The sequence below is a fragment of the Senegalia massiliensis genome, from assembly GCF_009911265.1.
GTDB lineage: Bacteria > Bacillota > Clostridia > Tissierellales > SIT17 > Anaeromonas > Anaeromonas massiliensis_A.
The window spans coordinates 57,432-76,702 of record NZ_QXXA01000009.1 but is presented as its reverse complement, the minus strand read 5'-3'; the positions used below and the strand labels follow the sequence as shown (position 1 = coordinate 76,702).

Sequence of the window (19,271 nt, the reverse complement as noted above, 5' to 3'; positions counted from 1 at the left end):
ATTTAATAGGATATTACAGTTTGAGGTGTGGAAATGAGTAAACAACAAAGACAACTTAAAAGAAAAAGAAAGAGAACTGTTAAACTTTTCTTTTTAATTATAGTTACATTATACATATTATTTATGTTTTTACCGAATTTATATAGTTCTAAAGCTCAGACTATTCTTGTTAAAGATGAAGAAATTGAAAAAAAAATAGAGAGTAAAGCAATAACAATAAAAGATGAAATTATATATGAGGCAAAAAGTAAAGGAGATTTAAAGTTTTATCATGATGAAGGAGAAAAAATCTCTAAAAATCAAGTGTTAATTACTCAAGCAAATTTATCTAATATTGAAGATTATGAAAAACAAATAGATAATATAGAAAAAGAAATAGACAAGCTTAATAAAGAGAATAAATCTAATACTTTGTTTAATAAGGACTTTACAAAATTAGAAAAAGAAATAAATAAAATTGAAAAAAATATTGTAAAAGCTAATGAAAAAGAAAACTCTAAAGAAATAGAAGAATTGGAAAAACAACTTAAAGAAAAACAGGATAAATTAAAAACTATTTCTCAACAAAATGGATTTATGGGTTATACAACTAGGCAATTAATAAATCAAAAAGAAGAATTATTAGAAAAAATTTCTAAAAATAATAATTCAATTATTAGTGATGAGTCAGGATTAGTATCTTATTTATTTGATGGTTATGAAACTAAATACACTGTTAATAATATGACTAATTTAAATCCAACTGATATAGATATAAAAAAGCCTCAGATTAAAAATATTAAAAAAATATCTGATTTTTCAGTAGGGGAACCTATTGTGAAAGTTATAAAAGATTTTAAGTGGTTTATAGCTACAAATATTCCTGTTGAAGATGCAAAACAGTTAAATGAAGAACAAAATATAAACATTAGAATAAAAAAAGATAGTAGAAAGATAAATGGTAGAATTTTAAAAGTAAATAATAGTAAAAAAAATGCAGTAGTTTTAATTGAATTGGACTCTTATTTATATAAATATTATAAAGATAGAATTTTAGATATTGATATAATTTTAAAAGAGTATAATGGATTAAAGATACCATCAAAGGCTGTTGTTGAAAAAGATGATGTTAAAGGAGTTTATACAAAAAATGTAGATTCTATTATTAAATTTAAGTCTATAAAAATAATTTATTCAGAAGATGATTTTGTAATTGCTTTACCTGATGAAACAAATCAAAATTCAATATCATCTTATGATGAAGTAATAATTGATAAAAAACTAATTGAAAATTATATAGATGAATAGGAGGTAATTAAAATTTCAATTAAAGAAAATATTAAAATTATAGAACAAAAAATACAAGATGCATGTGATAGATCAAATAGAAATAGGTCTGATGTAAAATTAATTGCTGTTACAAAAACTCAATCTATAGAATCTATAGAAGAAATAATTGATTCTGGATTATACGATATAGGAGAGAATAAAGTTCAAGAAATAATGGATAAATATGATAGTTTAAATAGGGAAGAGTTAAATTGGCATATGATAGGTCATTTACAATCTAATAAGGTTAAATACATAATAGATAAAATGAATTTATTTCATTCTCTTGACAGATTATCTCTTGCTAAAGAACTTAATAAAAGAGCTAGAAAAAGTGATAGAGTAGTTGATGTATTAATACAAGTAAATATTGCAGAAGAAGAAAGTAAGTTTGGGATGAAAAAACAGGATATATGGAACTTTATAGAATCTCTTAAAAAATATCCTTTTATAGCTGTAAAAGGTCTTATGGTAATGGCTCCATTTGATGAGGAGCCTGAAAACATAAGGTATGTATTTAAAGAAGCAAAATCTTTATTTGAAGATATAAAGAAAAAAGAAATTCCTTATATAGATATGAAATATCTTTCAATGGGGATGACTAATGATTTTGAAATTGCAATTGAAGAAGGAGCAAATTTAGTAAGAGTTGGCACAGGTATTTTTGGTAAAAGAAAATAAGGAGGAATAAAAATGGCAGAAAAGGGAAGTATTTTTAATAAAGTAAAATATTTTGTAGGTTTAGAAGACTTAGATGAAGAATATGATGATTTTGATGAAGAAGAAGAGTATGTAGAAGAAGAAAAAAATTCTAGAAGATCAACTAAACAAAATAAAGTATTTAATATTCATACTAATAACAATATGAAACTTGTAATTCATGAACCTGAAATATATGAAGATATTGCTAAGGCTATAGATGATGTGAAAAGTAGAAAGCCTGTAGTACTTAATTTGCAACAAATGGAAGATGATGAGAAAAGAAAAGCATTTGATTTTACAAGTGGAGCAATATATACATTAGAGGGCAATATTCAAAAGGTTGCAATAGATATATTTATCTTAGCTCCAAGCAATGTAGAAGTAGATGGAATTATGCATGAGGAATTAAAAAATAAGGGTATTTTTCCATGGCAGAAATAATTAAGAGGTGGATTTAGTGATAGATAATTATGTGTTAATTAGGGCAGTAAGAATGTTTATTGATTTACTTAAAATCTTAATCATTAGTAGAATATTTTTAAGTTTAATAATAAGAGATTTAAGAAATCCTTTGTTAAATTCAATTTATAGAATAACAGAGCCAATTTTATATCCCTTTAGAATGCTTATAAACAAATTAGGAGTAAGTACTGGAATGTTTGATTTTTCTCCTTTATTAGCTTTTTTAGCTTTGGATATAGTTGGAACATTTATCATTAGGTTATTAATATAGGAGTAAATATGATTAATGATAAAAAGAAATACTTGGAACATATAGATGATAAAGATGAAATTATTAATTTGAGGAAATTATTAGATAGCATAGAAATTGTTATGCGAGACAAAAATATTATATCAACTGATTTTTTAAATCCATACCAAAGAAAACTTTCTTATTCTATATTAAATAGATTTATGGATATAAGTTATCATGAAGAAGGTGGATATGATAATGCAGAAAGAAAAATGATAATTTTATATCCGGAATATCTAAGATATACTAAATTTAATGATATAATATCCGTTTTAGAAATTACTAGTAATTATGACTTTTCTAAAATAAGTCATAAAAATATATTAGGTTCTTTTATGTCACTTGGAATTAAAAGAGAAAAAATTGGAGATATTATTATTTCAGATGAATATGCACAAATAATAATATCTCCTGAATTAAAAGATTACATAATTTTAAATTTAGAAAAAATTGGAACCCAGTCTGTTACAATCAAAGAAATATGCAAGCAAGATATTATAGAATATGAAAAAAAACATAAAAAAATATATACAACAGTTTCTTCGCTTCGTTTGGATGTAATAGTTAGTTCAATTTTTAATTTGTCAAGAAAAGATAGCTCAAACATGATTAAAGCTGGTAAAGTTAAAGTTGATTTTAAACCGATAGATAATATATCTTATAATCTAAATGGTGGGGAGTTAATATCTGTTAGAAAAAAAGGTAGAGCTAAGTTTGAAGATATATTAGGTGAAAGTAAAAAAGGAAAATTAAGATTACTAATATATAAATACATATAATAAGGAGGCATAAAAATGTTAACACCACTTGACATTCAAAATAAGGAATTTAACAAAGGCGTTAGAGGATATAATATAAAAGAAGTTGAAACTTTTTTAGATGAAATAATTTCTGATTACGAAAGATTACATAAAGAGAATATAGAATTAAAAGATAAGATGGCTACTTTAAATGATAAAGTAAAATACTATAATAGTATGGAAGATACATTACAAAAGACATTAGTAGTTGCTCAAAAAACTGCTGAAGAAGTTAATTATACTGCTAAAGAAAAAAGTGATAATATAATAGAAGAAGCTGAAAGAAAATCACGAGAAATAATAGATAATGCAAATAAAGAAGTTATGGATATAAAGCAAGAATATGAAGATGTAAAAAAAGAAATGCTTCTTTTTAAAATGAAATTTAAAACATTACTTAAATCACAATTAGAAATGTCAGAAGAACTTTTTGTAGAAGAAAATATAATGAGTGAAGAATAAGGGGGGAACCCCTTTTTTATTGTTAAAAATAAATTTTAAGGAGCTGTTAAAATGATATTTGGAATTATAGGTGCTATGGATGAAGAAATTGAAAAAATAAAAAATGAAATGGAAATAGAAAAAAAGTTTGTTAAAGCTAAAACTATTTTTTATAAAGGGGTATTTGAGGGTAAAAAGATAGTATTAGTAAGGTGTGGTATAGGAAAAGTAAATGCAGCAATTATAACTCAGCTATTAATTAGTGAATATGAAGTTGATATTATAATAAATACAGGAGTTGCTGGCGGAGTAAAAGAAGAAATAGAAATAGGCGATATAGTTGTATCAACAGATGTCTTAGAGCATGATTTTGATGCAACAAGCTTTGGATATCCTTTAGGACAAATTCCTAGATTAGAAGTATTAGGATTTAATGCTGATAAATATTTAATAGATTTGGCTATAAATTCTTCTGAAAAAGAATTAGAATATGGAAGTGTATATAAAGGAAGAATAGTATCAGGAGATATTTTTGTATCATCACAAGAAATGAAAAAAAAGCTATGTGATAATTTTAATGCATATTGTGTAGAAATGGAAGGAGCTGCAATTGGACATACTGCTTATATAAATAATAAACCTTTTTTAATTATAAGATCAATCTCTGATAAGGCTGATGGTTCAGCAAATGATAATTTCAATGAGTTTGTTGATTTAGCTAGTGAGAGATCAGTTGGAATATTAAAGAGGATTTTAAAGAGTTATAAGCAGTAAGTATGGAGGAATTAGAATGAAATTAAGATATATAGGTAGAAAAGGTAGCAAAGATAAAATAATAGATTTAGGTAATGGAATTAAAATAGGAGATGGAGAATTTAATATTATAGCTGGGCCTTGTTCAATAGAAAGTAGAGAACAAATTGAAAAAGTATCTTTATTTTTATCAAAAAAAGGAATTAAAATCCTTAGAGGCGGTGCATTTAAACCTAGAACATCACCATATTCTTTTCAAGGTTTAGGTTTTGAAGGATTAGAATATTTAAAAGAATGTGGAGAAAAATACAATTTAAAGGTTGTTTCAGAAATATTAGATCCTAGGGATGTAGAAAAGTCTTTGGAATTTATTGATATAATACAAATTGGATCTAGAAATATGCAAAACTATTCATTATTGAAAGAAGTGGGAAAAGTATCGAAGCCTGTAATGTTAAAAAGAGGTATGAATGCAACTATAGAAGAATGGTTAATGGCTGCAGAATATATAGCTTTAGAAGGCAATGATAATATTATTCTTTGTGAGAGAGGAATAAGAACATTTGATAACTTTACAAGGAATACATTAGATATAACTGCTGTACCAATTATTAAGTCTCTTACAAAGTTACCTATAATAGTAGATCCAAGTCATGGAACAGGAGTTAGAGAATTAGTTAGACCTATGTCACAAGCGGCTGCTTCTGTAAAAGCAGATGGAATAATGGTAGAGGTTCACTTTAATCCTGATGAAGCTCTATCAGATGGGAAACAATCTATTGACTTTAGAGAGTTTGAGAAACTTATTGATACTACAAAAAAAGTTTATAGCTGTATTAATAATATATAAACAGGTATTTTTAAATAATAATAACTAAATTTAATATAATTCATATGATAATAGTATAAAATAGTATGAATTATTGAGAGGTGTCATATGGAAATTAAAAATACCGACTATTTATTATTTTTTTTCTTGTTACTTTCTCATTTTTATAATGCAAAATATGAGAAAAATAATCTTTTATTTTTTTATTTATACTTAACTTACTTCACATAAAAGAATAAATAATTTTAAAAATCCTCATTATATAGATAGTGAGGATTTTTTTATGGGTATGATAATAATATAGATAAAATAAATAAGGAGGATATTTATGGATAAAAACAAAGTTGATAAATACAAAAGTATGCTATTAAAGGAAAGAGAGGATATAAAACAAACAATAAAAGATATAAAAGAAAATTTTGATGGTTCTATTACAAATTCTAGTGGTGAAATATCTGCTTATGATAATCATCCTGCTGATATTGGAACAGAATTATTTATGCAAGAACATAATATTAATTTATCTGATAACCAAAAAAATATTATGACTAAAATTGATATTGCTTTAAAAAATATTAATGAAGGAAATTTTGGTAATTGTTTAGTTTGTGGAAAAGAAATAGAAGAAGAAAGGTTAGATATAATACCTTATACAGTAACTTGTAAAAATCATAGAGAAAAGATTGATGAAGTTATAGGTATGACTGATACTAAAGAACAAGAATACCTTAGTAATGTTTTACGAAGAATGAACAAAGGTGATAAAGAATATGTAGGTATTGATGGTGAAGATATAATACAAAAAGTAGAACAATTCAATAGAATAGAGAAAGATCCATCAAATTCTACTGGTGATTATAATGGTGTATTTGATGATAATGATAAAGGATCTGTTGAAGATATAGAAAGTATTTCAGAAGAATTTTATGAAGGACAAATGCCAGGAGAACATAGGAAAGATATACCAGATGATCAAAAAGAATAAGAGCTTAGTTGCTCTTATTTTATTGTTTTTATTGTAATTATTATTAATATCTATTAGAATTATAATTATAGACTATTTGAGGAGGAAGTAAATGTACATAATACCTATTTTAATTATTATATTAGACCAATTAACAAAGTATTTTTCTGTAGTTAATTTAGAAGGAGAAGCTCCAATTGTATTAATTGAAAATTTTTTACAATTAAACTATGTAAGAAATTATGGTGCTGCTTTTGGAATAATGAATTCTCAAAGAACATTCTTTTTAATAATTACCATAATTATTGTGTTTGGTATTATATTCTATATAAATAAATATAATAATACTAAAATAATGAACTATAGTTTAGTTATGATTATTGGTGGAGCTATTGGAAATTTTATTGATAGACTTAGAGTTGGCTATGTTATTGATTTTATAGATGTTAATTTTGGAGAGGTTTATGATTTTCCAGTGTTTAACATAGCAGATAGCTTTATAGTTATAGGAACTATACTATTAGTTATATTAGTAATGACAGATAATTATGAAGATAAGGGAAAAGAGTGATTTAATGGATATTGAAATTAATGTTGAAGATGATGTTAATGAGAGAATAGATGTATACTTAGCTGATGAATTAGATAATTTTTCAAGATCATATATTCAGAAACTTATTAAAAAAAATAAAATAAAAGTAAATAATGAACTAATAAAATCAAAGTATATAATAAGTGAAGGAGATAAAATATATATTGAATTACCTGAAGAAAAGAAACTTGAATTAATACCAGAAAATATAAATATAAATATTATATATGAAGATGATGATGTTGCAATAGTTTATAAGCCTAGAGATATGGTAGTACATCCTGCCCCTGGTAATTATAATTCTACATTAGTCAATGCATTATTATATCATTTAGATACACTATCAAATATAAATGGAAATATAAGACCAGGTATAGTGCATAGGATTGATAAAGATACTACAGGCCTATTGATGATAGCTAAAACTAATTTAGCTCATTTAAGTTTAGCAGAACAATTAAAGAAACATACTATCAATAGACGATATATTGCTTTAGTAGAAGGAAATATAAAAGAAGACAAAGGAATAATAAATGCACCTATTGGAAGAAATCCAAAAGATAGAAAAAAGATGTGTGTGACTGAAGAAAATAGCAAGCATGCTGTTACTCATTTTAAAGTTATTGAGAGATTCAAAGGCTATACTTTAATTGAAGCTAAACTAGAGACTGGCAGAACTCATCAAATAAGAGTTCATATGAAATATATAAAACATCCTGTTGTAGGAGATAAAGTTTATGGGATAAAAAAGCAAAAATTTAATTTGGAAGGACAATTATTACATGCTAAAACAATTGGTTTTATACATCCTAGAAGTGGGGAATATTTAGAATTTAAATCTGAATTACCTAAAGATTTTTCTAATTTACTTAGAATCATAAGAAATAAGTAGTAGACAATCTATATTAAATATGTTATAATTGAAAAAATGTGAATAAAGACCTTTAAATCTGCACGAGATGCTGGTAAGGGACGAAAATTTTAGAATTTTAAAAACTCCTTATCAGTGATGAGGAGTTTTTATTATATGGAGGTGATTATATTAAAACAAAAGCTGTAATTTTAGATGAAAAAGCTATAAATAGAGCCACTACTAGAATATCACATGAAATAATTGAAAAAAATAAAGGGATAGAAAATGTAGTATTATTAGGAATAAAAACAAGAGGAGTTCCTTTTGCTAAAAGAATAGCAGAAAAAATTAAAACCATAGAAGGTAAAACAGTAAAAGTTGAAGAGTTGGATATATCTTTATATAGAGATGATTTGTCAGAAGTAGCAGATAAGCCATTAATTAAAAGTTCTCAAATTTCAACTGATATATCTAATAAAATTATTGTTTTAATAGATGATGTATTATATACAGGAAGAACTGTAAGAGCTGCACTTGATGCTATTGTAGATAATGGTAGGCCTGAAAAAATACAGTTAGCCGTATTAATAGATAGGGGTCATAGAGAATTACCAATAAGACCTGATTTTGTAGGTAAAAATGTTCCTACATCAAAGAATGAAATAATAGATGTTAATTTTAAAGAGACAGATGGTAGTGATGAAGTTACAATCAAAGAATAATTGTATAACTTTTAATCTAGTACTGTGATACTAGAAAGGGAGAATTTTCTCCCTCCTAAAATAAAGGAGGTAATTTTATGTCTGAAGAAACAATGGTAAAAAATGTTAACGTGAGTAAAGAACAAAAACTTAAAATGGATAAGGTATTTAAAAAAGGAATATTAAGCATACAGCACGTAATAGCGATGTTTGGTGCTACGGTTTTAGTGCCTATGATTACAGGACTTAATCCAGGAGTAGCTTTATTTTGTGCAGGTATGGGTACATTAATATTTCATTTAGTTACAAAGGGTAAAGTTCCTGTGTTTTTAGGTTCTAGTTTTGCATTTATACCTGTTATAGGTGTAGTAGCAACGAGGTTTGGTGATTTAAGATATGCTCAAGGTGGTATAATGGTTGCTGGGTTTTTATATATTATTTTTGCAGGTCTTATAAAGTTATTTGGAGTGGAAAAGATAAAGACTTTTTTCCCGCCAATAGTTACTGGTCCCATGGTTATAGTAATTGGTCTTATAATGAGTCCTACAGCTATAGAAATGGCTTCAAATAATTGGTTAGTATCTTTAGTTGTAGTTTCTACTGTAATCATAGTATCAGTATTTGGTAAAGGTATGTTTAAAGTAGTACCTATACTTTGTGGAGTTATAGTAGGTTATATTTTATCAGTTATGTTAAATATAGTTGATTTTACACCCGTTACTGAGGCAGCTTTAATAAGTGTTCCAGAGTTTACATTACCTAAGTTTAGCATTGAAGCTATAGCTATCATTGCTCCAATAGTTTTAGCTGTTTTTATGGAACATATAGGAGATATTACTACAAATGGTGCAGTAGTAGGTAAAGATTTTTTTAATGATCCTGGTCTTCATAGAACTTTAATAGGTGATGGACTTGCTACATTATTTTCTGGACTTATAGGTGGACCTGCAAATACTACTTATGGTGAAAATACTTCAGTACTTGCAGTAACAAAAAACTATGATCCTTCTATTTTAAGAATATCAGCAATTATAGCAATATCAATAAGTTTTATTGGAAAAGTAGGAGCATTACTTCAAACTATTCCAGTTCCAGTCATGGGCGGAGTTAGTCTTATTCTATTTGGAATGATTGCTAGTGTAGGCATAAGAACATTAACAACAGCAGAAGTAGATTTTTCTAGTAACAGAAATTTGATAATAGCATCACTAATTCTTGTAATTGGAATAGGAACAGAAATATTAAAAGTAAAACAAGGATTATTTCTTGCAGATGGCACAAAGGCATTTACTGGTATAATTGGCATACCAATTACTAATAGTATTCAAATAGTAGGATTGAGTCTTGCGGCAATAGTTGGTATAGTAATTAATAAAGTATTACCACAGGAAACAAATTAAATTAAAGGCATATCATATGATATGCCTTTAATTTATCTTATTTATTTTACTTATTTCTTTTTCTGTTGGAGTTACATAAATAGTATTGTTATTTTCATATATAACCATGCCAGGCTTTGCTCCATTTGGTTTTTTAACATTTTTTCTTTCTGTATAGTCCACAGGAACATTACTAGACATTTTGGCTTTACTGTTATAAGCAGCAAGTAATGAAGCTTCATAAATAGTATTTTCAGGAATTTCTTTGCCCTTTTTTCTTACTATGACATGTGATCCAGGTATATCTTTTGTATGAAGCCAGAAATCATTTTTATCAGAAAATTTTAATGTTAGGTAATCGTTTTGTTTATTGTTTTTACCTACATAAATATCATAGCCATCACTTGATAAAAAGTGCATAGGTTTACTTTTAAATTTACTTTTCTTTTTATTTTTATATTTTTTTCTGTTTTTGATATAATTTTCTTCAATCAATTCTTCTCTGATTTCTTCTAAGTCATCTAAATCAGATGCATTTTCAATGCTTAATAGAATATTCTCTAAATAGTTAATTTCAGATTCTGTTTGTTTTATTTGATTGGATACTTCAATGAAAGCATTTTTCAATTTATTATATCTTTTAAACTTTTTTTGCGCATTCTCAGAAGGGGTTAGATTTGGATTTAATTTTATGGTTATTTTTTGATTGTCATTGTAATAATCTAAAACTTCTATTTTATCCATACCTTTTTCTATTCTATATATATTAGCAGTAATTAGTTCACCAGCTATTTTATATTTTTCTCTATTTTTAGCATTTAATAATTCATCTTTTTGTTTTGATAATTTATTTTTATCCCTATCTAATCTAGTTTTTATACGTTTTTTTAATGATAAAGATTTTTGTTTGATTCTATCTAATTTATCTTTTGTTTTATATAATTGATCTAACATTTCATTGACTGTATTGAAGTGTTGTTTTATAGAATTATCAAACTGAATTAAATCCCAACTAGAAAATCCTAGTATTTTAGTTTTGAATTCATTATATACTATTGTAGGGCATGATTTTCCATCAAGGATATAATCAATAATACTTTTAAATGATGAATATATCTTTTCTATATCATTTTCTTTCAACTCTTTTAGATTTAAATTTTCATAAATTCCAGCTCTTTTACAAATTTCTTTAGCAATAAGTGGACTTATACCTATAAAATTTTCATAAAGGGATTTATATAAGACTTTTGAGCTATTAATATCTTTTATTAACAATAAGAAATTATTTTTTTCTAAATCAAATGGGCTTATTTTATTTTGAGAAGGAACAGAAATATATTTTAATCCTGGTAGAACTTGTCTAACACTACTTATATCAGGTGTAACTCTTTTTATTGAATCAATTATCTTATTATTGTTTTTATCTAATAATATTATATTGCTATGTCTCCCCATAATTTCAACTATAAGTTCTTTCTCTGTTAAATCACCTAGTTCATCATATGATGATATTAAGATTTTTATAACACGTTCAAAACCATATTGTTCTATGGATAAAATTCTTCCTCCTTGAATATGTTTTCTTAAAAGCATGCAAAACATAGGTGGGGATTGTGGATTTTTTTTAGTATCGTCAGTAAAATGAATCCGAGGATTATTACTACTTGCAGAAACGATTAATTTTTTTGTTATTCCATTATTTCTTATATCCATTAATAATTCATCAGTTTCAGGCTGATAAACTTTATTTATTTTTCCATTAATAAGTGTAGATTGAAGCTCAGAAACTAAACTTCTTAGTGTAATTCCATCTAATGACATATTTACTCCTCCATAAATCTAATTTAATTTTCATTATATCATAAAATTTAAACATACAAAAAAACAGATAAACAATAAATAAAAATTAACATTTCGTAACAATTAAAAGGTATTTTAAAACTTTTATATAATTTTTAATATAGTGAACTATAATAATTGACTTTAGACTATTTTATGGTAAAATTGATTATAATATTTAGGAGGTAAAATTGATGGTTAAAAGTATGACTGGGTTTGGAAGAGGCGAAAATAAAGATGAAAAAATACAGTTTAATGTTGAAATAAAATCTGTAAATCATAGATATAATGATACTATTATAAGAATGCCTAGACACTTATCTTATTTAGAAGAAAAAATCAAAAAGATTATTAAGAAAAGAATAAAAAGAGGTAGAGTAGAGGTATACATAAATCTTGAAAACATAGGCGAGTCAGATCTGGAAGTTAATGTGAATTTAAATTTAGCAAAATCCTACAAAGAAGCTTTAGATTTATTAAATCAAGACTTGAATTTAGATGACCCTATAAAATTAGAAAGTATAACAAAGTATCCTGATATAATAAATGTAGAGAAAAAAGAGGAATCTGAAGATGTTATTTGGAATGTGTTATCTGTTGCAGTTGAAGATAGTGTTAAAGATATCTATTCTATGAGATGTGAAGAAGGAAAGAAATTAGCACATGACATTAAAAAAAGGCTTGATTATATAAAGGGTTTAAACTTTAAAATTGAAGATAGATCACCTTTAGTTGTTGAAGAATATAAATTGAAATTAGAGAATAGAATAAATGATCTGTTAGATAACTCTGTTGAAGTAGATGAATCTAAACTTGCTAATGAGGTGGCATATTTTGCTGATAAAGCTAATATAACAGAAGAAATTGTTAGACTAGATAGTCACATAACACAATTAATAGAAACTTTAAACTTAGATGATGCTATAGGCCGTAAATTAGATTTTTTAATTCAAGAGATGAATCGAGAAGCAAATACAATGGGTTCAAAGGTTGGAGATATTGAAATAACTAAATATGTTGTTGAAATAAAAAGTGAATTAGAAAAAATAAGAGAACAAGTTCAAAATATTGAGTAGATAGGAGCGATTTATTTGAGTTTGAAATTAATTAGTATTGGTTTTGGAAATATTGTTTCAGGGAATAGAATAGTTGCAATTGTAGGATCGGAATCGGCTCCTATAAAAAGGGTAATACAAGATGCGAGAGAAAGAAGTATGTTAATAGATGCTACACATGGTAGAAGAACAAGATCTGTTATTATAACAGATAGCGAACATGTAATATTATCAGCAATTCAACCAGAAACTATATCAAATAGATTAGAAGGAAACAAAGAAAAAGATGACTAAGTTTGAAAGGAGAATTACATGTCTAAAGGATTATTAATTGTTATTTCTGGTCCATCTGGAGCTGGAAAAGGCACAATATGTAAAGAATTATTAAAGGAATTAGATTTAAATTTATCTATTTCTGCAACCACAAGAGAGCCACGAAAAGGAGAGGTAGATGGTACTAATTACTTTTTTATATCTAAAGATAAATTCCAAGAGATGCTTTTAAATAATGAGTTTTTAGAGCATGCAGAGGTATATAGTAATTATTATGGTACACCAAAAGAATATGTATTTGATATGCTTGAGGAAGGTAAAGATGTATTGTTAGAAATTGATATTCAAGGTGCGCTTTCTATAAAGGAAATATATCCTGATGGTGTTTTTATATTTATACTTCCTCCATCAATGGAAGAACTTAAAAATAGAATAGAAAAAAGGGCAACAGAAACAAAAGAAGCAATGATAAAAAGGTTAGATGCAGCATATAAAGAATTAAAGTATGTGTTTAAATATGATTATGGGGTATTAAATGATACTGTAGATTCTGCAGTTGATAATATTAATTCCATAATTAAAGCAGAAAAATGTAAAGTAAATAGACAAATACATTTAATAAAGAATATAGAGGAGGCTTAAAATGTTATATCCATCGGTAAATGATATTTTGAAAAAAGTTGATAGTAGATATACTTTAGTGTTATTAGTTTCAAAGAGAGCAAGGCAATTGGTTGATGGTAATAAACCACATATTGATATAACTACTAATAAACCAGTTAGTATAGCACTTCATGAATTTGCAGAAGATAAAATCACATATACTAGACCTGATGATATGAATGAATTTACTAAAGAATAATATAGAGGTGATGAAATTGTTAGACGGTAAAAATGTTGTGTTAGGGGTTACAGGTGGAATAGCTGTATATAAAGCTTGTGATATTGTAAGTAGATTAAGAAAATTAAAAGCTAATGTAGATGTAATAATGACAAATTCAGCTACAAAATTTGTATCACCTTTAACTTTTTCATCTATGAGTCAAAATCCTGTCACAGATAGTATGTTTAAAGAACCACAACAATGGGATATAGAACATATCAGTTTGGCACAAAAAGCAGATGTGTTTTTAGTAGCTCCAGCAACAGCTAATATAATTGGAAAAATTGCAAATGGAATAGCAGATGATATGTTATCAACTACTATAATGGCTACAAAGGCTAAAGTCATATTTGCACCAGCTATGAATACAGGTATGTATCTAAATCCTATCTTTCAAGAAAACATGGAAAAGTTGAAGAAGTTAGGATATGAATTTATATCTCCAGGTGAAGGTAGACTTGCTTGTGGAGATGTTGGTCCAGGTAAACTTGCTGATCCTCAAAAAATAGTACAGTATGTTAATAATTACTTAAATTTCAATAAAGATTTAGTTGGTAAAAAAATTCTTGTTACAGCAGGTCCAACTATTGAGTCTATAGATCCAGTAAGATATCTTACTAATCACTCTAGTGGAAAGATGGGGTATAAAATAGCAGCAATGGCAGAAAAAAGAGGTGCAGATGTAGTTCTTATTAGTGGGCCTACACACTTAGACAAACCTAAAAATGTGAAAGTGATAGATGTTATATCTACTAAAGACATGTATGAACAAGTGCTAAAATACTTTGATGAGAGTGATATATTAATAAAGTCAGCTGCTCCTTCTGATTATAGACCAGTTAGATATAGTGATAGTAAATTGAAAAAATCTAATGAAGATTTGGAGATAAAGTTTGTTAGGAATCCAGATATTTTGAAAAAATGTGGTGAAATTAAAAAAGAACAAAAAATTATAGGTTTTGCTGCTGAATCTAATGATTTAGAAAAATATGCTTTAGAAAAACTTAAAAAGAAAAATTTAGATATGATTGTTGCAAATGATATATCTAAAAAAGAATCTGGGTTTAAATCAGATAACAATAAGGTTATATTGTTTAAAAATAATGGTTCTAAAGTTGAATATCCTTTGATGAGAAAAGAAGATTTAGCAAATATAATATTAGATAATATTAATTAAAATTGAAGCTAGCCTTAGCTTCAATTTTTTATCTATAATCTGTTATACTATATATATAATAATTTGAAAGGCTGATATGATTGGATTTGTATGCAGAAATAATAGTAGATAATAATAGTACTCAAACAGATATCCTTTATACTTACAGAATACCAATAGAATTTCAAGACAATTTAAAGATTGGTATGAGAGTTATAGTGCCTTTTGGGATGGGGAATATGTTATTACAAGGACTTGTAATAAAGATGAAAAATACAATATCTTTTAATAAAAATAAATTAAAAGATATTGTAGAAATTGTTGATAAAGAACCTATTCTTTCTTCTAATCTTATAGAATTGGGTTTGTGGATGAGAAGAGAATATTTAGCTCAATATATTGAAGTTTTTAAAACTATAATGCCTACAGGTATAACTAAAAAAGTAAAACAATATATTTATGTTGTTGATGAAAATATAAACATAACAAATATTAAATCTAAAAATCAAAAGAAAATTATAAAATTTTTATTTGATAATAATGGTATAGAATTTGAAGAATTAAAGAAAGCACTTGAAATAAGTAATATCAATTCAAGTTTGAAATCATTAAAATCAAAAAATATTATAAAAGTAGAAAATAAAATTGAACAAGATATAAATAAAAAATATGAAAAAGTTGTTGTGAAACTATTTAAAAACTTAGATATTCCTAAGATATTAAAAGGGTTAAATAAATTAGCAAAAAAACAAAAAGAAGTAATTTTATTTCTAAAAGATTATAAAGAAATAAAATTAAAAGATTTAACTAATTTAGTAGGTTCCTCTTATAGTACAATTAGATCATTAGAATCTAAAAATTTAATATCTATTATAGATAAAGAAAGTCCAAGACAAGTTTTAGATAAGAACTATAAAAAAACTGAAAACATGGAATTAAATAAAGAGCAGACTGAATGTTATAATAGAATAAATAATTCTATAAGCAATGAAAAAAGTAAAAAGTTTTTGATACATGGTGTAACAGGAAGTGGTAAAACAGAGGTTTATATACAGCTTATAGAAAATGTAATTAAGAAACAAAAGCAGGCAATAGTATTAATACCAGAGATTTCTTTAACTCCACAAACTGTAGAGAGATTTGTAAGTAGATTTGGCAATAATGTTGCAGTTTTACACAGTGGATTATCTTTAGGAGAAAGATATGATGAATGGAGGAAAATAAAAGAAAATAAGGTTGATATTGTAATTGGAGCTAGATCGGCAATATTTGCACCTTTTAAAAATCTTGGTATAATAATAATAGATGAGGAGCATGAAAATAGTTATAAATCTAGTATTAATCCAAAATATGATACGATTAAAGTAGCAGAAAAAAGATCTGAATTAGAAAATGCAATACTTGTATTAGGTTCAGCTACACCATCTATAAATACTTATTATTTGGCGGAAATGGGCAAATATGAGTTACTCCAAATGAATAAAAGAGCAAATAAACAAGAAATGCCTAATGTAGATGTTATAGATATGAGAGAAGAATTAGAAAATGGAAACAAAACTATTTTTAGTAATAGACTATATAATGATATAATAACTAATTTGAAGGATGAAAGACAAATAATCTTATTTTTAAATAGAAGAGGCTTCTCAACTTTTATATCATGCAGAGAGTGTGGTTATGTTGAAAAATGTCCAAGTTGTGATGTTTCCTTGACTTTTCATAAAAAGGAAAATTGGTTAAAATGTCATTATTGTGGTTTTGCAAAAAAGCCAGTTGAAGTATGTCCTAAGTGTGAAAGTAAGTATATAAGATATTTTGGTATTGGAACACAAAAAGTAGAAGAGATGGTTAAGAAAACATTTGAAAATATAAATGTAGAAAGAATGGATATTGATACCACTAGTAAAAAGAATAGTCATGAAGAAATATTAGATAGATTTAAAAATAAAGAAATAGATATTTTAATAGGAACACAGATGATTTCTAAAGGGCTTGATTTTCCAAATGTTTTATTGGTTGGGGTAATAGCAGCTGATTTAACTTTAAACTTACCTGATTATAGAGCTTCTGAGCGTACATTTCAATTACTTACTCAAGTTGCAGGAAGGTCTGGTAGAGGAGAGAGAAAAGGTAACGTAGTTGTTCAAACCTATGACCCAAATCACTATAGTATAATATATGCTAGAAGTCATGATTATATAGGTTTTTATAAAGAGGAGATAAAATTAAGAAAAATATTTAATTATCCTCCTTATGTAAATATAATTTCAATAGTGTTTTCTGGATTAGATGTAAGAGAATTAGAGAAGATTACAAAATATATCTCAGATGCTATAATAAAAAATATAAGATATAAGAATAAGGATTTTGATGTATCTAATAATATATCAAAACCAATGCCTTCACCTATTCCTAAGATTAAAAATAAATATAGATGGCAGATGATTATAAAGTCAAGTGATAAAGAACTAAAGGTGATAAAAAATATAATCTACTGGGTATGTATAAAAAATAAATATAATATACCAATAGATAAAGTAAAAATAAGTATAGATATAAATCCAAATTCAATAATGTAATTAAATAGGAGGAATAAAAATGGCAATAAGACAATTAAGATTTGTAGGAGATCCAATATTAAGAAAAAAGGCAAGAAAAATCGAAAAAATAGATGATAGAGTTTTAACATTATTAGATGATATGGTAGAAACTATGTATAAAGAAGAGGGTATAGGGCTTGCTGCACCACAAGTTGGCATTTTAAAAAGAGCTATAGTTATAGATATAGGTGAAGGGCTTATGAAAATAATAAATCCAGAAATAGTGCATGAACAAGGAGAAGTAATAGATATTGAAGGATGTCTTAGTATACCTGATGAATCAGGGAAGGTTAAAAGACCTGAAAAGGTAAAGGTTAAGTATCAAAATGAAGAAGGAAAAGAAGTAATTGTTGAAGCTGAAGAATTGCTTGCTCGTGCATTATGTCATGAGATTGATCACTTAGATGGAGTACTATATATTGATAAATTAGAAAAAGAAGAGGAATAAAAATGAATATAATATTTATGGGTACACCAGATTTGTCTGTGCCATCACTTGAAAAGTTATATAATGAAAATCATTCTATAGATTTGGTAATAACTCAACCTGATAAAAGAAAAGGTAGAGGAAAAAAACTATTACCTACTCCAGTTAAAAATAAAGCTAATAAATTAGATTTAGAAGTTTTTCAACCAAAGAATGTAAATAGTTTAGAATCTATAGAGAGGATAAACAAACTAAACCCAGATGTAATAGTAGTTGTTGCATATGGACAGATACTAAAAGAAGAAATATTAAGCATACCTAAATATGGTTGTATAAATGTTCATACTTCACTTTTACCTAAGTATAGAGGAGCAGCTCCTATTAATTGGGCTATAATTAATGGTGAGAAAGAGACTGGGGTTACAACTATGATTATGGAAAAAGGACTGGATACAGGAGATATGCTTTTAAAAGAAAAACTTGTAATAGATGATGAATTAACTGTAGGAGAGCTTCATGATAATTTGATGAATATGGGAGCAGAATTAATAGTAAAAACATTAGAAAAAATTGAAGATTTAAAACCAATACCTCAAGATGATAATTTATCTTCATATGCTCCTAAGATGGATAAGACAATTGGAAAAATAGATTGGGCTGAAACTAAAGAAAAAATAAAAAATTTAGTGAGGGGAACAAATCCATTTCCAGGTAGTTATAGTTATTATAAAGGAGAGAAGTTTAAAATCTATAAAGTTGATATTGATGAAAAATTATATAGTGGGAAGTTAGGACAAATAACTGATGTGAATAATGAAGGTATATTTGTAAAAGTGAAAAATGGTACTATTATAATAAAAGAAGTTCAATTTCCAGGGAAGAAAAAAATAAAAGTAAGTGAATATATTAGAGGAAATGAAATAGAAGTTGGAACTATACTAGGTGAATAAGTTGGATGTGAT

Annotated in this window: 22 protein-coding genes; 21 read left to right on the top strand and 1 reads right to left on the bottom strand. The window is 26.2% G+C overall.

Annotated features, from left to right (window positions below; all coding sequences use genetic code 11):
- Nucleotides 1–33 precede the first annotated feature (33 nt).
- The 13 genes from D3Z33_RS08735 (at nt 34) to D3Z33_RS08675 (ending at nt 10,097) form a co-directional block, all read left to right on the top strand.
- Nucleotides 34–1,287: an HlyD family efflux transporter periplasmic adaptor subunit gene (locus tag D3Z33_RS08735; RefSeq protein ID WP_160197383.1), complete on the top strand. Its 1,254-nt coding sequence runs from the start codon at nt 34–36 to the stop codon at nt 1,285–1,287.
- A gap of 6 nt (nt 1,288–1,293) precedes the next feature.
- Entirely contained in the window at nt 1,294–1,989 is a 696-nt protein-coding gene (locus tag D3Z33_RS08730) for a YggS family pyridoxal phosphate-dependent enzyme (RefSeq protein ID WP_347561245.1), read from the top strand.
- 12 nt (nt 1,990–2,001) lie between these two features.
- Nucleotides 2,002–2,451, top strand: coding sequence for a cell division protein SepF (locus D3Z33_RS08725; RefSeq protein WP_160197382.1), 450 nt, complete (start codon nt 2,002–2,004; stop codon nt 2,449–2,451).
- Between the two features lie 16 nt (nt 2,452–2,467).
- Entirely contained in the window at nt 2,468–2,743 is a 276-nt protein-coding gene (locus D3Z33_RS08720) for a YggT family protein (protein WP_160197381.1), read from the top strand.
- A gap of 8 nt (nt 2,744–2,751) precedes the next feature.
- Nucleotides 2,752–3,543: an RNA-binding protein gene (locus D3Z33_RS08715; protein WP_160197380.1), complete on the top strand. Its 792-nt coding sequence runs from the start codon at nt 2,752–2,754 to the stop codon at nt 3,541–3,543.
- Nucleotides 3,544–3,558: 15 nt separating this feature from the next.
- The gene (locus D3Z33_RS08710; RefSeq protein WP_160197379.1) at nt 3,559–4,026 is read left to right on the top strand and encodes a DivIVA domain-containing protein; all 468 of its coding nucleotides are present in this window, start codon (nt 3,559–3,561) and stop codon (nt 4,024–4,026) included.
- A gap of 51 nt (nt 4,027–4,077) precedes the next feature.
- Nucleotides 4,078–4,779, top strand: a complete 702-nt coding sequence (locus tag D3Z33_RS08705) for a 5'-methylthioadenosine/adenosylhomocysteine nucleosidase (protein ID WP_160197378.1) — start codon at nt 4,078–4,080, stop codon at nt 4,777–4,779.
- Nucleotides 4,780–4,795: 16 nt separating this feature from the next.
- Complete coding sequence (locus D3Z33_RS08700; RefSeq protein ID WP_160197377.1) at nt 4,796–5,608, top strand: bifunctional 3-deoxy-7-phosphoheptulonate synthase/chorismate mutase; 813 nt, start codon at nt 4,796–4,798, stop codon at nt 5,606–5,608.
- A 307-nt stretch (nt 5,609–5,915) separates the two neighbouring features.
- Nucleotides 5,916–6,572, top strand: a complete 657-nt coding sequence (locus D3Z33_RS08695; RefSeq protein ID WP_160197376.1) for a TraR/DksA C4-type zinc finger protein — start codon at nt 5,916–5,918, stop codon at nt 6,570–6,572.
- A 91-nt stretch (nt 6,573–6,663) separates the two neighbouring features.
- Nucleotides 6,664–7,122, top strand: a complete 459-nt coding sequence (gene lspA, locus D3Z33_RS08690) for a signal peptidase II (RefSeq protein WP_160197375.1) — start codon at nt 6,664–6,666, stop codon at nt 7,120–7,122.
- A gap of 4 nt (nt 7,123–7,126) precedes the next feature.
- Nucleotides 7,127–8,035: an RluA family pseudouridine synthase gene (locus D3Z33_RS08685; protein ID WP_160197374.1), complete on the top strand. Its 909-nt coding sequence runs from the start codon at nt 7,127–7,129 to the stop codon at nt 8,033–8,035.
- A gap of 149 nt (nt 8,036–8,184) precedes the next feature.
- Nucleotides 8,185–8,718, top strand: a complete 534-nt coding sequence (pyrR, locus tag D3Z33_RS08680; RefSeq protein WP_160197495.1) for a bifunctional pyr operon transcriptional regulator/uracil phosphoribosyltransferase PyrR — start codon at nt 8,185–8,187, stop codon at nt 8,716–8,718.
- A 77-nt stretch (nt 8,719–8,795) separates the two neighbouring features.
- Nucleotides 8,796–10,097: a uracil-xanthine permease family protein gene (locus D3Z33_RS08675; protein WP_160197373.1), complete on the top strand. Its 1,302-nt coding sequence runs from the start codon at nt 8,796–8,798 to the stop codon at nt 10,095–10,097.
- 27 nt (nt 10,098–10,124) lie between these two features.
- Here D3Z33_RS08675 and D3Z33_RS08670 read toward each other — a convergent pair whose 3' ends face one another.
- Complete coding sequence (locus tag D3Z33_RS08670; RefSeq protein ID WP_160197372.1) at nt 10,125–11,897, bottom strand: Rqc2 family fibronectin-binding protein; 1,773 nt, start codon at nt 11,895–11,897, stop codon at nt 10,125–10,127.
- Nucleotides 11,898–12,109: 212 nt separating this feature from the next.
- Between D3Z33_RS08670 and D3Z33_RS08665 the strand changes: the two genes are divergently transcribed.
- The 8 genes from D3Z33_RS08665 (at nt 12,110) to fmt (ending at nt 19,259) form a co-directional block, all read left to right on the top strand.
- Nucleotides 12,110–12,991: a YicC/YloC family endoribonuclease gene (locus D3Z33_RS08665; protein WP_160197371.1), complete on the top strand. Its 882-nt coding sequence runs from the start codon at nt 12,110–12,112 to the stop codon at nt 12,989–12,991.
- Between the two features lie 15 nt (nt 12,992–13,006).
- The gene (remA, locus tag D3Z33_RS08660; protein ID WP_160197370.1) at nt 13,007–13,264 is read left to right on the top strand and encodes an extracellular matrix/biofilm regulator RemA; all 258 of its coding nucleotides are present in this window, start codon (nt 13,007–13,009) and stop codon (nt 13,262–13,264) included.
- 18 nt (nt 13,265–13,282) lie between these two features.
- Entirely contained in the window at nt 13,283–13,885 is a 603-nt protein-coding gene (gene gmk / locus D3Z33_RS08655) for a guanylate kinase (RefSeq protein ID WP_160197369.1), read from the top strand.
- Between the two features lies 1 nt (nt 13,886).
- Nucleotides 13,887–14,105: a DNA-directed RNA polymerase subunit omega gene (gene rpoZ, locus D3Z33_RS08650; protein WP_160197368.1), complete on the top strand. Its 219-nt coding sequence runs from the start codon at nt 13,887–13,889 to the stop codon at nt 14,103–14,105.
- Complete coding sequence (coaBC, locus tag D3Z33_RS08645; protein WP_431768832.1) at nt 14,086–15,303, top strand: bifunctional phosphopantothenoylcysteine decarboxylase/phosphopantothenate--cysteine ligase CoaBC; 1,218 nt, start codon at nt 14,086–14,088, stop codon at nt 15,301–15,303. Before rpoZ ends, coaBC begins: the two co-directional genes overlap by 20 nt.
- 80 nt (nt 15,304–15,383) lie before the next feature.
- On the top strand, nt 15,384–17,861 hold the full coding sequence (gene priA / locus D3Z33_RS08640; RefSeq protein ID WP_160197367.1) for a primosomal protein N': 2,478 nt from the start codon (nt 15,384–15,386) through the stop codon (nt 17,859–17,861).
- 19 nt (nt 17,862–17,880) lie between these two features.
- Nucleotides 17,881–18,330, top strand: a complete 450-nt coding sequence (def, locus tag D3Z33_RS08635; protein WP_160197366.1) for a peptide deformylase — start codon at nt 17,881–17,883, stop codon at nt 18,328–18,330.
- A gap of 2 nt (nt 18,331–18,332) precedes the next feature.
- Entirely contained in the window at nt 18,333–19,259 is a 927-nt protein-coding gene (gene fmt / locus D3Z33_RS08630) for a methionyl-tRNA formyltransferase (RefSeq protein ID WP_160197365.1), read from the top strand.
- Nucleotides 19,260–19,271 lie beyond the last annotated feature (12 nt).